Origin of the sequence: Collinsella sp. CLA-ER-H5 (assembly GCF_040092375.1) — a bacterium.
Classification (GTDB): Bacteria; Actinomycetota; Coriobacteriia; order Coriobacteriales; family Coriobacteriaceae; genus Collinsella.
This window is the reverse complement of the sequence record NZ_JBBNLR010000015.1, coordinates 45,001-60,487: the sequence shown is the minus strand read 5'-3', so window position 1 is coordinate 60,487 and position 15,487 is coordinate 45,001. Positions and strand designations below refer to the sequence as shown.

Annotated in this window: 10 protein-coding genes, 1 tRNA gene and 1 rRNA gene; 9 read left to right on the top strand and 3 right to left on the bottom strand. The window is 59.8% G+C overall.

Translation table 11 applies throughout. The features are described 5' to 3' along the window. Window positions 1-204 precede the first annotated feature (204 nt). The 9 genes from rrf (at window position 205) to AAAX31_RS06815 (ending at window position 12,395) form a co-directional block, all read left to right on the top strand. Window positions 205-320 (top strand): 5S ribosomal RNA (rrf, locus tag AAAX31_RS06855). Window positions 321-495: 175 nt separating this feature from the next. Next, on the top strand, window positions 496-1,035 hold the full coding sequence (acpS, locus tag AAAX31_RS06850; protein WP_055252164.1) for a holo-ACP synthase: 540 nt from the start codon (window positions 496-498) through the stop codon (window positions 1,033-1,035). Continuing rightward, window positions 1,036-2,652: an NAD(P)H-hydrate dehydratase gene (locus AAAX31_RS06845; protein WP_082435564.1), complete on the top strand. Its 1,617-nt coding sequence runs from the start codon at window positions 1,036-1,038 to the stop codon at window positions 2,650-2,652. Window positions 2,653-2,654: 2 nt separating this feature from the next. After that, entirely contained in the window at window positions 2,655-3,800 is a 1,146-nt protein-coding gene (alr, locus tag AAAX31_RS06840; RefSeq protein ID WP_349076639.1) for an alanine racemase, read from the top strand. 8 nt (window positions 3,801-3,808) lie between these two features. Then, window positions 3,809-4,429 (top strand): uracil-DNA glycosylase, encoded by a 621-nt coding sequence (locus AAAX31_RS06835; RefSeq protein ID WP_117776930.1) that lies wholly within the window; start codon window positions 3,809-3,811, stop codon window positions 4,427-4,429. 12 nt (window positions 4,430-4,441) lie between these two features. Next, window positions 4,442-4,948 carry a tRNA (adenosine(37)-N6)-threonylcarbamoyltransferase complex ATPase subunit type 1 TsaE gene (gene tsaE, locus AAAX31_RS06830; protein WP_006235849.1) on the top strand — a complete coding sequence of 169 codons (507 nt, stop codon included), beginning with the start codon at window positions 4,442-4,444 and terminating at the stop codon, window positions 4,946-4,948. Next, window positions 4,935-7,319 carry a tRNA (adenosine(37)-N6)-threonylcarbamoyltransferase complex transferase subunit TsaD gene (tsaD, locus tag AAAX31_RS06825; protein WP_349076637.1) on the top strand — a complete coding sequence of 795 codons (2,385 nt, stop codon included), beginning with the start codon at window positions 4,935-4,937 and terminating at the stop codon, window positions 7,317-7,319. Before tsaE ends, tsaD begins: the two co-directional genes overlap by 14 nt. An 810-nt stretch (window positions 7,320-8,129) precedes the next feature. Beyond that, window positions 8,130-10,019, top strand: a complete 1,890-nt coding sequence (locus AAAX31_RS06820) for a carbon starvation CstA family protein (RefSeq protein ID WP_349076636.1) — start codon at window positions 8,130-8,132, stop codon at window positions 10,017-10,019. Between the two features lie 183 nt (window positions 10,020-10,202). Next, window positions 10,203-12,395: a hypothetical protein gene (locus AAAX31_RS06815; RefSeq protein ID WP_349076635.1), complete on the top strand. Its 2,193-nt coding sequence runs from the start codon at window positions 10,203-10,205 to the stop codon at window positions 12,393-12,395. 876 nt (window positions 12,396-13,271) lie between these two features. On the opposite strand, the gene AAAX31_RS06810 is transcribed toward AAAX31_RS06815, so the two are convergent. The 3 genes from AAAX31_RS06810 to AAAX31_RS06800 form a co-directional block, all read right to left on the bottom strand. Then, window positions 13,272-13,346: transfer RNA gene (locus AAAX31_RS06810), tRNA-Gln, on the bottom strand. 38 nt (window positions 13,347-13,384) lie between these two features. After that, on the bottom strand, window positions 13,385-14,290 hold the full coding sequence (locus tag AAAX31_RS06805) for a peptidoglycan-binding protein (RefSeq protein ID WP_192934558.1): 906 nt from the start codon (window positions 14,288-14,290) through the stop codon (window positions 13,385-13,387). Window positions 14,291-14,429: 139 nt separating this feature from the next. Continuing rightward, a complete protein-coding gene (locus tag AAAX31_RS06800) occupies window positions 14,430-15,443 on the bottom strand; it encodes a polyprenyl synthetase family protein (RefSeq protein ID WP_349076633.1) in 1,014 nt (337 codons plus the stop codon). Between the last annotated feature and the right edge of the window lie 44 nt (window positions 15,444-15,487).

Here is a 15,487-nt window from a genome sequence, read left to right as displayed (position 1 = left end):
GGTGCAAGGGCGGCGACGTCCTCAGCCGAGCCGCACTAATCGCCCGAGCTCTTCCGGAACCGCACCTCGCGGCCCGCGGGACATGCGCTCTGAAGCGCGGTCCGGGCACGAGGATGCCCCCGAGTCACCTCCCCTATACGCCATGCGGCCCCCAGGGCACGTGTATGCGATACCGGACACCGTAACGGTGGGCGCCGCCCACCGGTCAGCGGCCAGAGCATGGGGGGCACGCCCGGTCCCGTTCCGAACCCGGAAGCTAAGCCCCATCGCGCCGAGAGTACTGCGGGGCCAGCCCGTGGGAGGCCAGGGCGCCGCTGACCGGTGGACGGCACCGAGCCGTCGCAAGACTTGAAGAAGGGGGAGGCCTCGCGGCCTCCCCCTTTTTTTGCGTTTACGGGTTTTGTCTCACATAGTAGCTGTGTTTTATAACCCTCGTTTGTCGCATCTTCTGTGAACGGGCTACAATAACTTAGTCTGTGCGATATGGAGGTGAACATGGCTGAAGCTGGTATCGGCGTTGATATCGTCGAGATTTCCCGCATGAAATCAATTCTTGAAAAGACGCCGTCGTTTGCTCGGCGTGTGTTTACCGAAGAAGAGCGTGCGTATTGCGATGCATCATCGCGTCCCGCTGCTCACTATGCGAGCCGCTTTGCTTCGCGCGAGGCGGTGCTTAAAGCTCTCGGCACGGGTTTTAGTCAAGGCGTGGGTCGCAAGGATGTTTCGGTAACGCGTGATAAACTCGGCAAACCGAAGGCTCTGCTTTCTGGTCGTGCTCTCGAAATCGCCCAGGATTTGGGTGTTGTCGAGGTCGCTCTTTCTATTACCCTTACGGGTGACTTGGCTGTCGCTAATGCCATTGCAATCACCGAGGATGCTCGACCTAAGCCTAAGGAAGAAAAAGTGAGCAACAAGAAACGCGTTGCGCAGACATTTAAAGAGGCTCGCTCTGTTTTAGATGAGCTTGAGCAGCTGCAGAATTCAGCATTGACGGAGCACCTGGGCGATGCTTCGCAAGATACGCTAGGAGCATAGATGAAACCGGTTTTGAGTACCGAAGAAGTCGTTCGTCTCGAGGATATCATCGAACGCGAAGGGACTTCGAAGGCCGAGCTTATGGAGCTAGCGGGTGAGTTTGCCGCCAACGAGGTCTTGAAGCTCAATCCCGATCGGGTTCTCGTTCTGGTCGGTTTTGGTAATAATGGCGGCGACGGTTGGGTTGCCGCCGATATCCTGAGCCACAAGGGTGTGGACGTGGATATCGTTTCTCCGGTTGAGCCGGATGAGATTCCTGCTGCTCTGGCACGTCATGTTGCTCGTCGAACTGCCGGCCGCGATGTGCACGTTTGCGTCGGTCCCTCGCGTGACGAACTCGAGGTTTTGATCGATAAGGCCGATGTTGTTGTCGATGCCATTTTTGGTACCGGTTTCCACGGGAATCTGCGTGCGCCGTTCTCCATTTGGATTCCTACGGTCAATGAATGCGCCGATTGTGTCGTATCCATTGATGTCCCCTCGGGCCTGAATGCCGAGACGGGCGTTGTTGATGACGACTGCATTCGTGCCGAGCGCACGGTGACGATGATTGCGCCCAAGATTGGTCTGTATAGCGCTGATGGTCCTGAGTATGCTGGCGATTTGATCTGCGGCAATCTTTACGACCGTCTTGACGAGGTCATCGATGATGTCGACCACGCCGCCGAGATTGTCGAGCCCGGTGACTTAGTTGATTACTTTGCTCCGCTACCATCGAATATCGATAAGTATTCCCGTGGCTCTGTGCTTATTGTCGCCGGATCTGCGCAATATCCTGGTGCTGCCATTATGGCGGCCAAGTCTGCAGCTCGCGCGGGTGCTGGTTACGTGGCAGTCGCGGCTCCTGACGCCTGCGCCAATCTCATTCGCATGGCACTTCCTTCGATTCCGGTCTTTGCTATTCCGTCTGATTCCCGCGGCTCCTTTGGCGCCGCTGCGCGCATGACGGTGTGCGAGATCGCAAAGAAGTACAGCTGCGTGCTGTGCGGTCCCGGTATGACGACGTCTGCCGGCGCTATGCAGGTGGTTTCGGGCTTGCTCGAGCTTGATGTACCGCTAATTTTGGACGCCGATGCACTCAACTGCCTTGCTAAGATTGCCATTGACGGTATTGATAGTAACCCCGAGATGTATCGCCGCGAGCAACCGTTGGTTATGACGCCGCACTATCGTGAGCTTTCGCGCCTGGTTGCCGGTGACGAGGTGAACGACCTTGGTACCGCGATTGCGGCCGCGCAGAAGGTTGTCTGGGCTGCAGGCTCCGACAATCTGGTGGTCATAGCCAAGGGGCCGACGACGGCTATCTGTGGTGTTGAGCGCGTGCTGCTGCCACTCTCGGGTCCGGCTTCTCTGGCAACTGCCGGTTCTGGTGATGTTCTCGCGGGTATTTTGGCCGGCACGCTTGCCACCATGCGCGACGAGATGGATCGTTGGGAGCTGCTGTATTCGTACGCCGTCGCACTTCACAGCTACGCCGGTTTTGCCGCGGCGACGGAGTATGGTGAGAAGAGCGTTATCGCGACCGATCTTATCGACTTGATCGGTCCTGCCATGGAGCTGGCGGCAAAGGATGCGCTCGAAGATCTGGGAATCATGGACGAAGGGTCGGATGACTAATCATGAATAAAGCCGATTTGACGCGCTGGTCCTGGGTCGAGATCGACCGCGGGGCGCTCCGTCGCAACACGAGAGCCTATAAGAACTTGTTGAATCCGCGTCAGCACCTGTGCTGCGTGGTCAAGGCCGATGCTTATGGTCATGGAGCTGTTGAGTGCGCTAAGATCATGTATTCGGCTGGTGCCGACATGTTTGCCGTGGCGACGGTCAACGAGGGCGTTGGGCTCCGTCAGGGCGGAATTACTAAGCCCATCCTGATTCTAAGCGAGCCGCCTATCGAGGCTATTCCTGCATTGCTCGAGTTCGATATCATGCCCTCGGTCTATACGTCCGATTTTGCTCTCGCGTATGGCGAATGCGCCGTCGCGGCGGGCAAGGTGGGCAAGTACCATCTTGCCATCGAGACGGGCATGAATCGTATCGGCGTTCACTACACACAGGTGCTCGACTTTGTCCGCGGCATCAGCTTCCATCGCGGTATTCAGTGCGACGGCGTATTTACGCACTTTGCCACGGCCGATGAACCTTCGGGTTGGGACTACAAGCTGCAGTGCCAGCGTTTTACCGAGGCCGTTCAGGCCATTAAGGACGCAGGTTTTGAATGCGGTATCGTGCATTGTGCCAATACGCCATCCTCGATGCTCGATTCTTCAATGCACTTTGACATGATTCGTGCCGGCATCGGTTTGTATGGTCTGCAGCCATGTGAGCTGAGTGGTCGTGTGATGCAGCTTGATCCCGTCATGAGCGTCCACGCGCGTGTGACGCGCGTGGCGCATCCTGCGATGGGCGAGGGCGTGGGCTACGGCTTTACCTACCGCGTACCGCGCACGCGCGTTCAGATCTGCACCCTTCCGATCGGTTATGCCGATGGCCTTTCGCGTACGCTTTCCAATCGTATGGACGTGCTGTATCGCGGCGAGCGTGTGCGTCAGGTGGGCAATATCTGCATGGACCAGTTTATGGTCGCCATTCAGTCCAACCCGGCGCATGAGATTCCCGAGGCCGAGTATGGTGACGAGATGATCATTGTCGGCCGCGATGGAGATGCCGAGATTACCATGGACGAGATGGCGCGCCTACGCGGCACGATTAACTACGAGGTCGCTTGCGGCTTTGGTATGCGTCTCGACAAGGTCTACGTGTAGGAGTCGCTGTGGGCGTCATGCACATTCCCGGCCATAGCCATCAGGCGCCGCGTGAGGTCGCACTCGAGGAGATCGAGGCCGTTCTGGGCGATTGTCACCTTTGCCAGCTTTACCAGTCGCGCCACAACATCGTGTTTGGCGTGGGAAACCCCCGCGCTCGCGTGATGTTTATTGGCGAGGCGCCGGGCCGTAATGAGGATTTGCAGGGCGAGCCCTTTGTGGGGGCGGCAGGCGAGGACCTCAACGGCATTTTGTCGCTGGCGGGGCTCAAACGCGAAGACGTCTACATTGCCAACGTGCTTAAGTGCCGCCCGCCGGGAAACCGCAATCCGCGCCCCGAGGAAGTGCTGGCTTGCTCACCGTTTTTGCGCGAGCAGATTCGAAGCATCTGGCCCGATATTATTGTGACGCTCGGCAACCCCGCGACGCACTTTGTGCTAAAGACCGAGATCGGCATTACTAAGCTGCGCGGCAGGTTCCACCAGATGGGGCATTTTGTGGTAATGCCCACGTTCCATCCGGCAGCAGCGCTGCGCAATCCGGCGTGGCAGGAGCTGCTGGAGGAAGACTTTAAGATGCTGGGCGACTATCTGGAGCGACATCCCGCGCCAGAGGACGCCTCGGAATAATAAGGAGCATATATGTCCCTGGAGCGCCTGGGGGTAGGTACTTACAAAACGACTTGCGCTGCCGATACGGAGTACTTTGGCGAGCTAATTGCACCGTGCCTTGAGGACGGCGATGTGCTCATCCTGACCGGTGGCCTGGGAGTGGGCAAAACTCACTTTACCAAGGGCGTCTCGCGCGGGCTGGGCGATGGGCATATGGTTACGAGCCCTACGTTCGCGCTCATGGCCGTTCACGATCAAGGTCGTATTCCGCTGTTTCACTTTGATCTATACCGCCTGGAGCATGCCTACGAGCTCGAGGATACGGGCATTTTCGATGTGCTGGGCTATGAGGGTGCTTGCCTGCTGGAATGGGGCGAACAATTCCAGGACGAGCTGACGGATGAGTATCTTTCGGTGACGCTCAAGCGCGATGAGGGCGACAGCGATGTGCGAACGATAACGCTTGAGGCGCACGGTGACCGCGCAATGGAGCTTTCCCATTTGATTGATAAGGCTGTACAAGATGAGCTTGCATAACGACAACGCGCTGGTGGTGGCGCTCGATACCTCGACCGACATGCTTGCCTGCGCGGCAAGCTGGATTGATGGGCAGACGGGCGAGACGAAGCTCGTGAGTGGCGACCACATGTGTCGCCGTCACGCCAACGTTGAGCTCGTGAATACCGTTGATGGCGTGCTGGCTCAAGCCGGTCTGGATCGCAGCGATGTTGGTTGCTATGTGGTCGGCCGCGGCCCGGGGTCCTTTACGGGTGTGCGCATCGGCATCTCCACTGCCAAGGGCCTCGCGCGTGGTGCCAATGTTCCGCTGCTGGGCGTGTCGACGCTCGACGCTTGCGCTTGGACGGCGTGGAAGGTTGGCGTGCGCGGCAAGCTTGGTATCATGGCCGATGCTATGCGCGGTGAGGTATATCCGGCGCTGTATATGCTGGTCGATGAGGGTCCCGAGCGTCAATTTGAGCGCGAACACGTGGTCAAGGCCGCCGTGGCGCTCGATGAGTGGCGCCGAGCAGCGGACTGGGACCAGGTTCAGCTGACCGGTGACGGTCTCGTGCGCTATGGCAAGCTGCTGGGTGAGGACGAGACCGCCCGCTGCGTGGAGCGCGACCTGTGGTGGCCTTCGGGCGAGGGCTTGCTGCTCGCGCACGCTGCGGGTGACGGCGATCCGGCCCGCGTCCTGCCGATTTACACGCGCCTTTCGGATGCCGAGGAAAACGAGCGCAAGCGTCTTGGTCTTGCCGAGAGTGCGCAGAGCGAAATTACGGGCGTTGCCGATGAGCTCGCCGGTCGTCATCTGCAGTTCCGTCCCATGGGCGCGGCGGATGCCGAGGGCGCGAGCGCGCTAGAGGCTGCCTGCTTTGAAGGTGCCGGACACAAGGCGTGGACGCCGGGCATGTTCCTGTCCGAACTGGGCGAGGACGTCGCTGCGCCGCGTAGTTGGTGGGTGGCACACGACGACGGCAAGCTGCTGGGCCTTGCCGGCGGTATGGTCGTGGACGGTGATGTGCAGATTCTGGATGTCGCCGTCGACCCGGCACATCGCCGTGAGGGCATTGCCCGCAAGCTGCTGTCGCACGTGAGCTATGATGCCCAGATGCTCGGCTGCACTACGGCTTCGCTCGAGGTCGAGGACGGTAACGAGGGAGCGACCGCGCTTTATAACGCTCTGGGCTTTACCGAGGCTGGCCGTCGCCGCGGCTACTATGGTGCCGGCAAGGACGCCATCGTCATGACGGCTCCGCTGCCCCTGGTGCTTCCGGTCGACAATGCTTCGCCCGAGCCGACGGCGGCAGAGCAGCGCGTATGGCCGCTGCCTGCGCCTGGGCGCTCCGAGGGGGAGCGTGCCGAAATTGAGCGCCGCCGCCTAGTGCTCGCTATCGAGAGCTCCTGCGACGAGACGGCCGTGGCGATTATCGATGCGGATGGCAATATGCTGGCCAACCAGGTGTCGACACAGATTGATTTTCACGCCCGCTTTGGCGGCGTGGTGCCCGAGATCGCCTCGCGCAAACACGTTGAGGTGATTGTGAGTGTCGTGGATGCGGCGCTCGAGGATGCCGCAGCATCGCTTGGTCTTGAGGGTGGAGCCATCGCGCCGAGCGAACTCGCCGCTGTTGGCGTGACGCAGGGTCCGGGCCTGGTGGGCGCCCTGGTGGTGGGCGTCGCCTTCGCCAAGGGCTTTGCCTATGCCGCCGGCAAGCCGCTCGTGTGCGTCAACCATCTGGAGGGCCATCTGTTCGCCAACCTGCTGGAGCAGCCCGATCTCAGGCCGCCGTTTATCTTCACGCTCGTCTCGGGCGGTCATACCATGCTCGTGCACGTGAAGGCATGGGGCGACTACGAGGTACTTGGTGAGACACTCGACGATGCTGTGGGCGAGGCCTTCGACAAGGTAGCCAAGGCGTTGGGTCTGGGCTATCCCGGTGGCCCCATCATCTCCAAGCTGGCCGAGACGGGCAACCCCCGCGCGATCGATTTTCCTCGCGCGCTTAACAGCAGGGGAGACTATCGTTTCTCGCTTTCGGGTCTTAAAACGGCCGTGACGCTCTACATCGAGCAGGAGACCAAGGCCGGGCGCACGATTCACCTGCCCGATCTGGCGGCTTCGTTTGAGGCAGCCGTCTTTGACGTTCAGTACAAGAAGGCCAAAAACGCCCTGCATGCCACCGGATGCAAGGAATACTGCATCGGCGGCGGCGTCTCGGCTAATCCGCATCTGCGCGAGATGATGATCAAGAAGCTTGGGCGTCAGGGGATCCGCGTAACGGTGCCACCTTTGTCTGCCTGTACCGATAACGCAGCCATGATCGCGGAGGTCGCTCGCCGTAAATTCGACCGAGGTGAAATCTCGCCGTTCGACGTCGACGCCGATCCAAACATGACGCTGTAGCTGGTACGGCGCGGTCCCCGGACGGAGGGGCCGGATATAAGGTTTCCTGCTCTACAGTCCTGCGCAAGACGAAGGCCACATTAAGTGGCCTTCTTTGCGTGCGGAACTCGCGATAAACCTTATATCCGGCCCCTCCGGCCGGGGACCTTTCTGTATTGATGTAGCTTCTGAGCTGGTTTGGCGTCGACAACGTCCAGCAAGGTTAACAAGCCAGTGTCGAATTTCCGGCGTTCTTTAGCTGAAAGAAAAAGTTGGCGTGCGGAGCTTTGCTCCGCACATTTGGGATGGGAATCCCTGAGAGCCGCGGGGGCCGGGCGGCGCATATGAACTTTATCGCGAGTTCCGCACGCAAAGGAAAGCACTTAATGTGCTTTCCGTCTTGCGCAGGACTGTAGAGCAGGAAAGTTCAAATGCGCCGCCCGGCTCCCGCGGCTCTCAGGGGCATCTCTTAAGCAAAAACTGTCGTTCGGTAAAGTCCGAGGTCAGTGGCGTTTTATACCGAGAAATTCAAAAAAGTTGAAAATTCATTACATATTTGCGTTGACTTTAGGTAACTAAAGTTTCATACTCCTTTTCAACCACTGGGGGATGTGAACACGCACGGATCGTTCACATCATGATTGAAGAGGATTTCCTAGACATGTTCACGCATCAGCTAAACATTATCAGCGTAGTAATTATCTGATGCGGGTTAGCACATACAGCTAGCCCGTACGATAACGGGCGGCTGATGAAGATGAGGGCCGTCGAGCGCAACCGACGGCCCTCATTTTTTATGTCTAGGAAGTTCTTTTTAGAGGAGGAAATGTAATGAACGGAGTTTTGCTCATGGTTGTGGCCGCGGCGGTGCTCGCCTGCGGCTATCTGGGCTACGGCCGCTGGCTGGCCAACAAGTGGGGCGTTGACAAAGAGACCCTCACGCCGGCCAAGCGCATGAAGGACGGCAAGAGCTTCTCGCCCGTCTCCGCCTTTACCGCGTTCTCGCACCAGTTCAGCTCGATCTGCGGTGCTGGCCCTGTCACGGGTACGATCGTCGCCATGGCCTTTGGCTGGCTGCCCGTCGTGCTCTGGGTCCTCGTCGGCGGCATCTTCTTTGGCGCCGTCCACGACTTTGGTGCTCTGTACGCTTCGATGAAGAACAACGGCAAGTCGCTCGCTCAGCTCATCGAGAAGTACATCGGCAAGACCGGCCGTCGCCTGTTCCTGCTGTTCTGCTGGCTGTTCTGCATCATCGTCATCGCCGCCTTCACCGACATGGTCTGCAAGACGTTCATGTTCACCCCGGCCGTTGACGCTTCTGGTGCTGCTACCGGTGCCATCGACTTCACCAAGTCCTATGCCGCCGGCTGCGCTGGTACCATCTCCATCCTGTTCACCTTCGTCGCTATCGCCTTTGGTTGGGCCCAGAAGAAGTTCAACCTCACCGGTGCTACCGAGTTCGTCACCGGCGTGGTCCTCATGGTTCTCATGTTTGCCGTCGGTATGCAGTTCCCGGTCTACCTGGATAAGTTCCAGTGGTTCGCCGTCGTCATGGTCTACCTGGTCTTCGCTGGCGCTATGCCCATCCAGATGCTCAAGACCCCTCGCGACTACCTCACTTCCATCATGATGATCGTCATGATCGTTTGCGCTGTCCTCGGTATCGTCGTCCTGGGTGTTAACGGCCAGGCCACCATCACCGCTCCGGCCTTTACCGGCTTCTCCAGCGCTTCTGGCATGATGTTCCCGGTCCTGTTTGTTTCCGTTGCCTGCGGTGCCCTCTCCGGCTTCCACAGCCTCGTTTCTTCTGGTACCTCCTCCAAGCAGGTCGAGAAGGAGCAGGACGCCGTCAAGGTCGGTTATGGCGCCATGATCGTCGAGTCCTTCGTCGGCATCCTTGCCATCATCGTCGCCGGCATCATGTTCTCCGATATGAACACCGCCGGTACTGGCGCCCTCAACGCCGGTGTCGCTTCCACCCCGTTCCAGATCTTCGCCGCTGGCATCTCCCGCGGTATGCAGGCCTTCGGTGTTGACGGTACGCTCGCTACCGTCTTCATGACCATGAACGTTTCCGCTCTGGCCCTGACCTCGCTCGACGCCGTCGCCCGCATCGCCCGCACCTCGTTCTCCGAGTTCTTTGCCCAGACCAACGACGCCCTGGCCATCGAGTCCAAGGCCGGCTACATGAAGGTTCTCGGCAACCCCTGGTTCGCCACGGTCGTCACCCTGCTTCCCGGTCTCGCCCTTGCCTTTGGTGGCTATGCCAACATCTGGCCGCTCTTTGGTGCTTCCAACCAGCTGCTCGGCGGTATGACCATGATCACCCTCGCCGTGTTCTGCAAGTGCACCGGCCGCAAGGGCTGGATGCTCTACGTGCCCGTCGCCTTCCTGCTCTGCTGCACCTTCACCTCGCTGGTCCAGAGCGCCATGGGCTGCATGACCGCTGTCCAGGCTTACGGCTTCTTCGGCACCATCCCGGCTACCGCCACCACGGCCGCCGTCTCCGTCGCCGCCACCAAGGGCCTGCAGCTCGTTTTTGCCGTCCTGCTGATGGTCCTGGGCCTCATCGTTGCCGTCAACTGTCTCAAGGAGTTCTTCGGCAAGGAGGCCGGCTCCATGCCCGACGAGGAGCCCGAGTGGTCCGAGATGGGCAAGGCCGAGTACGGTCGCGCCGCTGCCGCTGAAGCTCCTGCCGACGCCGAAGCCGCCAAGGCCTAGTCGGTCGGACGGGTTGAATCTCCCATCTATTTGACTCGGAAAGACCGGGTCCGCAATCAAGCGGACCCGGTCTTTTTTCTTGTGAGAACAGGTGGTGCAAGGGCGTTCTCGCAGATGTTTTGCGTGGATAGGCTCGTGCGTTGTACCATATGAACGTATATGTGTGCATATGAAAGGGGCCCCGTGGCCAAGACGGTATATTCCGATAATCAAAACAATGTCGATGCTCTGGCTGAGCGTCTGAGCAGCCAGACGTCGCTTTCTGCCGAGCGCGCCAAGCTGGTTGCCTACGACCTGCTCTGCCGCAAGGCGCTCAAGATTAAGTCGAGCGCGCTGGCGCAGATTTTCCGCTCCGTCGATAAGGAATGCGACACCAAGGCGATGCGCGATGAGCTTATCGCGGCAAATATCGTGACCAAGATCGAGGGCAGCGGCATTAACGGGCGCCCGGCGTTCTATACCATCAATGTCGAGATCCGCGATGCCCAGGAGCAGCCTGCCGAGTCCGTCGAAGATTTTGTCGTCGAGGATTCCGCTGACGTGCCTGCTGTGGAAGAAGTTGCTCCGCGTGAGCATGTTGATACCGATGAGTTGCTCGATGAGAACGTCGTGCGTGCCTTTACGGCCAAGGCAGGACGCGGCGGTTTTGGCGGGGGTGGCAAGCGCGATGCGCAGCGTCGCGCCCAGCAGGAGCGCTTCCGTCGCGCCGTTGCTCAAAAGGGTGAGACGGATGCCGAGGCTGTTGAGAACGAGGTTGCTGCCGAGTCGCAGAGGCCCGCGAAGGAGCAAAAGCCCGTGGAGGCCCAGGAGCCCCAGCGTCGCCGTGGTGCCCACTTTAAGGCTGCGCAGCAGGATGTCGCGCATGAGGTTGAAGAGCTTTCCGAGGCTGCAGACGATGTTGAGGAGTCTGCCAAGAAGGCCCCGGGCTCATGTCGTCCCGGACGTGGTTTTGCGAGGCGCGCGTATCCCGTAAGGCGTCAGGAGAAGGGCGAGCCGGCTTCGACCACTCAGGACAAGAAGGCCGAACAAACCGAGAAAACCGTTGAGCCGGCGGCTCGCGAACAGAAGCCTGTTGAGCCGCAGCTTGAGGTTGCTGCCGAGGCCAAGGGCCAGCAGCCTACTGATGAGCGGACGGAGCAGGGCGCGTCGAGCAGGCCTCGCCGCCGTCGCCATCGCGGGGGCCGCAGTTCCCATGCCGAGACTGCAGCCGAGAAGACCACGCCGCAGGACGAGGATGCGAAGGCCGAGGTTTCTTCGGGGCAGCCTAAGCGCCAGCCGGCGAAGGAGAGCAAGTCCGATCGTCCGCAGAAGCAGGCGTCTATGCCGAAGCGCGAGCGCAATTCCCAAGGCGATTCTAAGCGCAGGTCTCAGAAGAAGCCGGAGTCTGCCGCAGCAGATGCTGCTGCCCAGCAGCCCGAGCCGGCCGTCCACGGCGAGGTATCGGCGTTTGCCCTTGCCCGCGTTTTAGGCAGGCAGCTGCTCAAAGTTGTCCCTACGCCTACGGCGCTCTCTAAGATCAAGGAGCAGCAGACACAGATCGTAAAGGTCGAGGGCAAGGACGGCAAAAAGGCTCCGCAGCGCACCCAGCACAACGAGATGTCCAACCGCAAGATTGCCGAGGAGATTGCAATCATCCAGGCTTGGATCGAGCAGAACCGAGGTGCCGATACGCCGGTTGCTTCGCGTCGCCAGCGCGCCTACCAGATTTTTAACGATGAGAAGGCCTTTGACGGCAAGCACGGCGAGCGCCTAATTCGGCGTATGACCGAAAAGGGCATCAGCATGCAGGCGATTAAGGTCGCCCCCAACCGCCCCGTTCACTTTACGGGTTTCTTTACGCTGGGCGCCGATAAGCCGTTCATTATGGTCGAGAACCTGGACACCTACGACGAGATCGTCAGGCTACTGCGTGGCCGCAAGCACGCCAAGCTCTTTGGCATCAAGGTGGGCGGCGTGATTTTTGGCGGCGGATGCAAGGCGAGCGTCTCGCATGCCCTGGACGATTATCTGGCTGAGATCGGCTATCGCTTTAACTACGTCTACTACGTGGGCGATATCGACCGCGAGGGCGCGCGCATCGTCGAGCAGGCTCGCAATGCCAATGTGGTTGAGATTCGCCTGCATGCCGGCATGTACCGCGCCATGCTCGCCGAGCATAAGCGTCGCGTGAAGGCCGGCGGCGAGTGCGAGCCCGCGGCTGCCAACCAGGGCGTGCCGCAGAACTTGGCGGCGACGATCAAGGATCTGCCCATGGTCACGCGCGTGCAGTTCCGCAATGTGCTGCGCGAGGGCGGGCGCATTCCGCAGGAGATTCTGATGACCGCCGACTATCGGGATGGCGACTCGGGAAGCTTCGACCGCATGCTTAACAACTAAATTCCGCCGGCCCCGGGAGAGCGGGGACACCGGCTTAGGTTTCCTGCTCTACAGTCCTGCTCACGACGGAGGCCACATTAAGTGGCCTCCTGTTCGTGCGGAACTCGCGATAAACCTAAGCCGGTGTCCCCGCTCTCCCGGGGCCTGTCGTGGCTTGGCCGTTGCATGCGGCTCGCTTTTCGGAACGGGGCTGACGGACACGTTCCGAAATCTACCACCGTCGCTGTGCAGGGTGTCTATAAAGAGCCGTGGCCAAAAAACATCAAATATGAGTACTGATACTCTTTTAGTAGCAGTAATTTTGACCACATTTAAGGTGATTTGACGTGTCGATCGAGCAGATAAGCTGCCGTATCTCCTCAAGTGTTCATTAAAGGAAGACCTTGATGCGAATAAATCTCATTAAGATCTTCTTTTATTAACGAAAATAATGTAGCTACAACGGTAACAGTACTCATATTTGCCGTTTTTTGGCCACAGTCCTTCGGAGGGTCCTCGAAAATAGTCCCGAGCCGGCACTTGGGGACGTTCCTATAATGCCGGCACTTAGGAGCGTCCCCAAGTGCCGGCACCGCGTCTGCCTGCGGCGGCCGCGCCCCGCTGCGTCGCTCCGCATCCTTGCGGGTTCGGATTCCTCCGCTTGGCGGCGTTGGCTCGATTTGCTTGACGTGAGGGGCTCTTGGCTGGTGTGGGACGGAGGGATTCCGCGTCCGCCTGGTCGGCGGCCGCGCCCCGCTGCGTCGCTTCGCTCCTTGCGTGCTGCGCTAGAAAACGCTTCGCGTTTCCTCAGCTCCGCACCCTTGCGGGTTCAAATCCCTCCGCTTGCCCACAAGAAAGCGCCCTGGGCCGTTATGGGCTCAGGGCGCTCAATTTTAATGGCTGGGACGGAGGGATTCGAACCCCCAACAGCCGGCACCAAAAACCGGAGTTCTACCGTTGAACTACGTCCCAATGTTTGGCGTTGCCCAAAAGCAACTCGTCTAGTTTACCTAATCTGCGAGGGCATCGCAAACGCCATCGAGCAGACGTACGGCGAGGGTCTGCGCGTCGCTGGCCGTGAAGGTGCCGTTGTAGCGCGTCATTCCCGTGAGCTCGATGCGAATTCGTGCCGGCTTTTGCTGTGCGGCGACATTGGCGGTACGGATGCGCTGGGCCAGGTTGTGGCACTCGGCGAGGGCGATCGTGGCGCGCGGGGCGGCGTCTGCAGGCAACTCGTCGCTTGCAATCTCGAGCACCAGGTCGACATCGGTCGGAACCTCGGAATCGCAAAGCATCATGCCGCTGCTGTCGGTCGTCGCCGTGGCGATGTTCCACATGCGCGATGCTACGCTGCGCGCGATAGGGTCCTCGCCGATGACGGCAATCTGGAAACGCTCGAGCACGTTGGCGGCGCGCGCAAAACCGATGCGAGACTCGGCTTCGGTGACCGAGGGCTTGCCCTCCCACACATGGTGCAGGCGGTTGATGTAGGCGTAGGTGTCCTGGAAGGCCATGCCGTCGGCAAACAGGCCGACATTTTCCTGGAACTGCTGCAGGGCGGCCTCGGTATGCGGACCAAAGTAGCCGTCGTCTTCGCCACAGGCAAAGCCCAAAACGTTGAGAGCGCGCTGCAGGGCCTGCACATCGGCGCCATGGAAATTGGGCATGCGCAGATACAGAGTGCGGTCGCCCAGCTTATACGAGGCGTCGACCAGGGCGCTCCAACAGGGGATATCGACGGCATAACCGGCCGCAAGGCCGCTATCGAGCCTAAACGTGCCAACGGCCTGCTCGGTGGTGGTGCCAAAGCGCTTGTCGGCGACCTCGTCGGCATCGATGGCGTAACCGAGCTGCAGAAGGCGGGACTGAACATCCTCGACGGCTGCTCCCTGCATGCCCGTGGTAATAGGTTCCATGAACGAACCCCTTTCGGCGTACGATTCGTACTATTTTGAGCGCGTGTCGGATAGACAACGCGAGACAATGCATAAACATGCACTCAACAGTGTAGCAACTTGTACCCAAACGCGCTGCCCACAGGTTTTGTGACCCCCGCTAGTTGAGGCGCTCCACAAAGAAATCTGCCATGGAGAGGAACAGTTCGCGTGCGTGCGGGTCAAGCTCAACGTTCTCGATGGCAGCCTTGGCTTTTGCGGTCAGGTCCAGCGCGTAGGCGTGAGCATATTCGATGGAGCCGGTCTGCTGGAAGATCTCCACGGCGCGCGCGAGCTGCGTGGGGTCCTCGGTGCCCGAGGAAAGGATTGCCTCGACCTCGTCGTGATGGCGCTCATCAGACAGGGCGTGCACGGCAACGAGCGTGCGTTTGCCCTCGGTGATGTCGGTGCGGAAGTCCTTGTTGGCGGCCTCTTTGGTGCCGACCAAGTTGAGCAGGTCGTCCTGAATCTGAAAGGCAAGGCCGGTGTGCAGGCCAAAGGCGCGTAGCGCCTCGACCTGCTCTTCGCTGCCGCCGCCGATAATGGCTCCGGCGGCAAGCGGCGTGGCTCCGCTGTAATACGCGGTCTTGTGCGTCGCCATGTCCAGGTAGTCATCAACCGAGATATCAAAGCGCTCGTCACGGACCCAACCCAGGTCAAGCGCTTGACCCTCGATGGTGCGGACGATCATCTCGGTAAGCTCGTGGAGCACACGCAGCTTCACGTCGGACTCGAGCGTGGGATCGTCGAGAACCGTCTTGGTGACCATGGTGAGCGCCAGGTCGCCACAATTGATGGCAAGGCCCGTGCCCTCGGTAAGGTGCATGCAGGGCTTGCCTCGACGAAGCTGTCCGTTGTCGGCGATGTCGTCGTGAATCAGCGCGCCTGACTGGAAATGCTCGATAGCTGCCGCGGCGCTGCGGGCGCTCTCAAAGCTACCGCCCACTGCGGTTGCGGCGAGCATGCAGATAAGCGGGCGGTGGCGCTTGCCGGCGTTGGCCGTAAAAGCCGAGAGCGGCGCGTACAGGTAGCGCTCGATATCGGCGGAAGTCGCCTGTCCGTCAAAGAACGTGGCCAGATAGTCGTTAATCTGGTCAAAGTGCTGGGCTAAAAAGCTGGTAAACGGACTGGACACGGGTTCTCGCATTCTTTGATAGGTTGCATCGTTGCATTATGCAG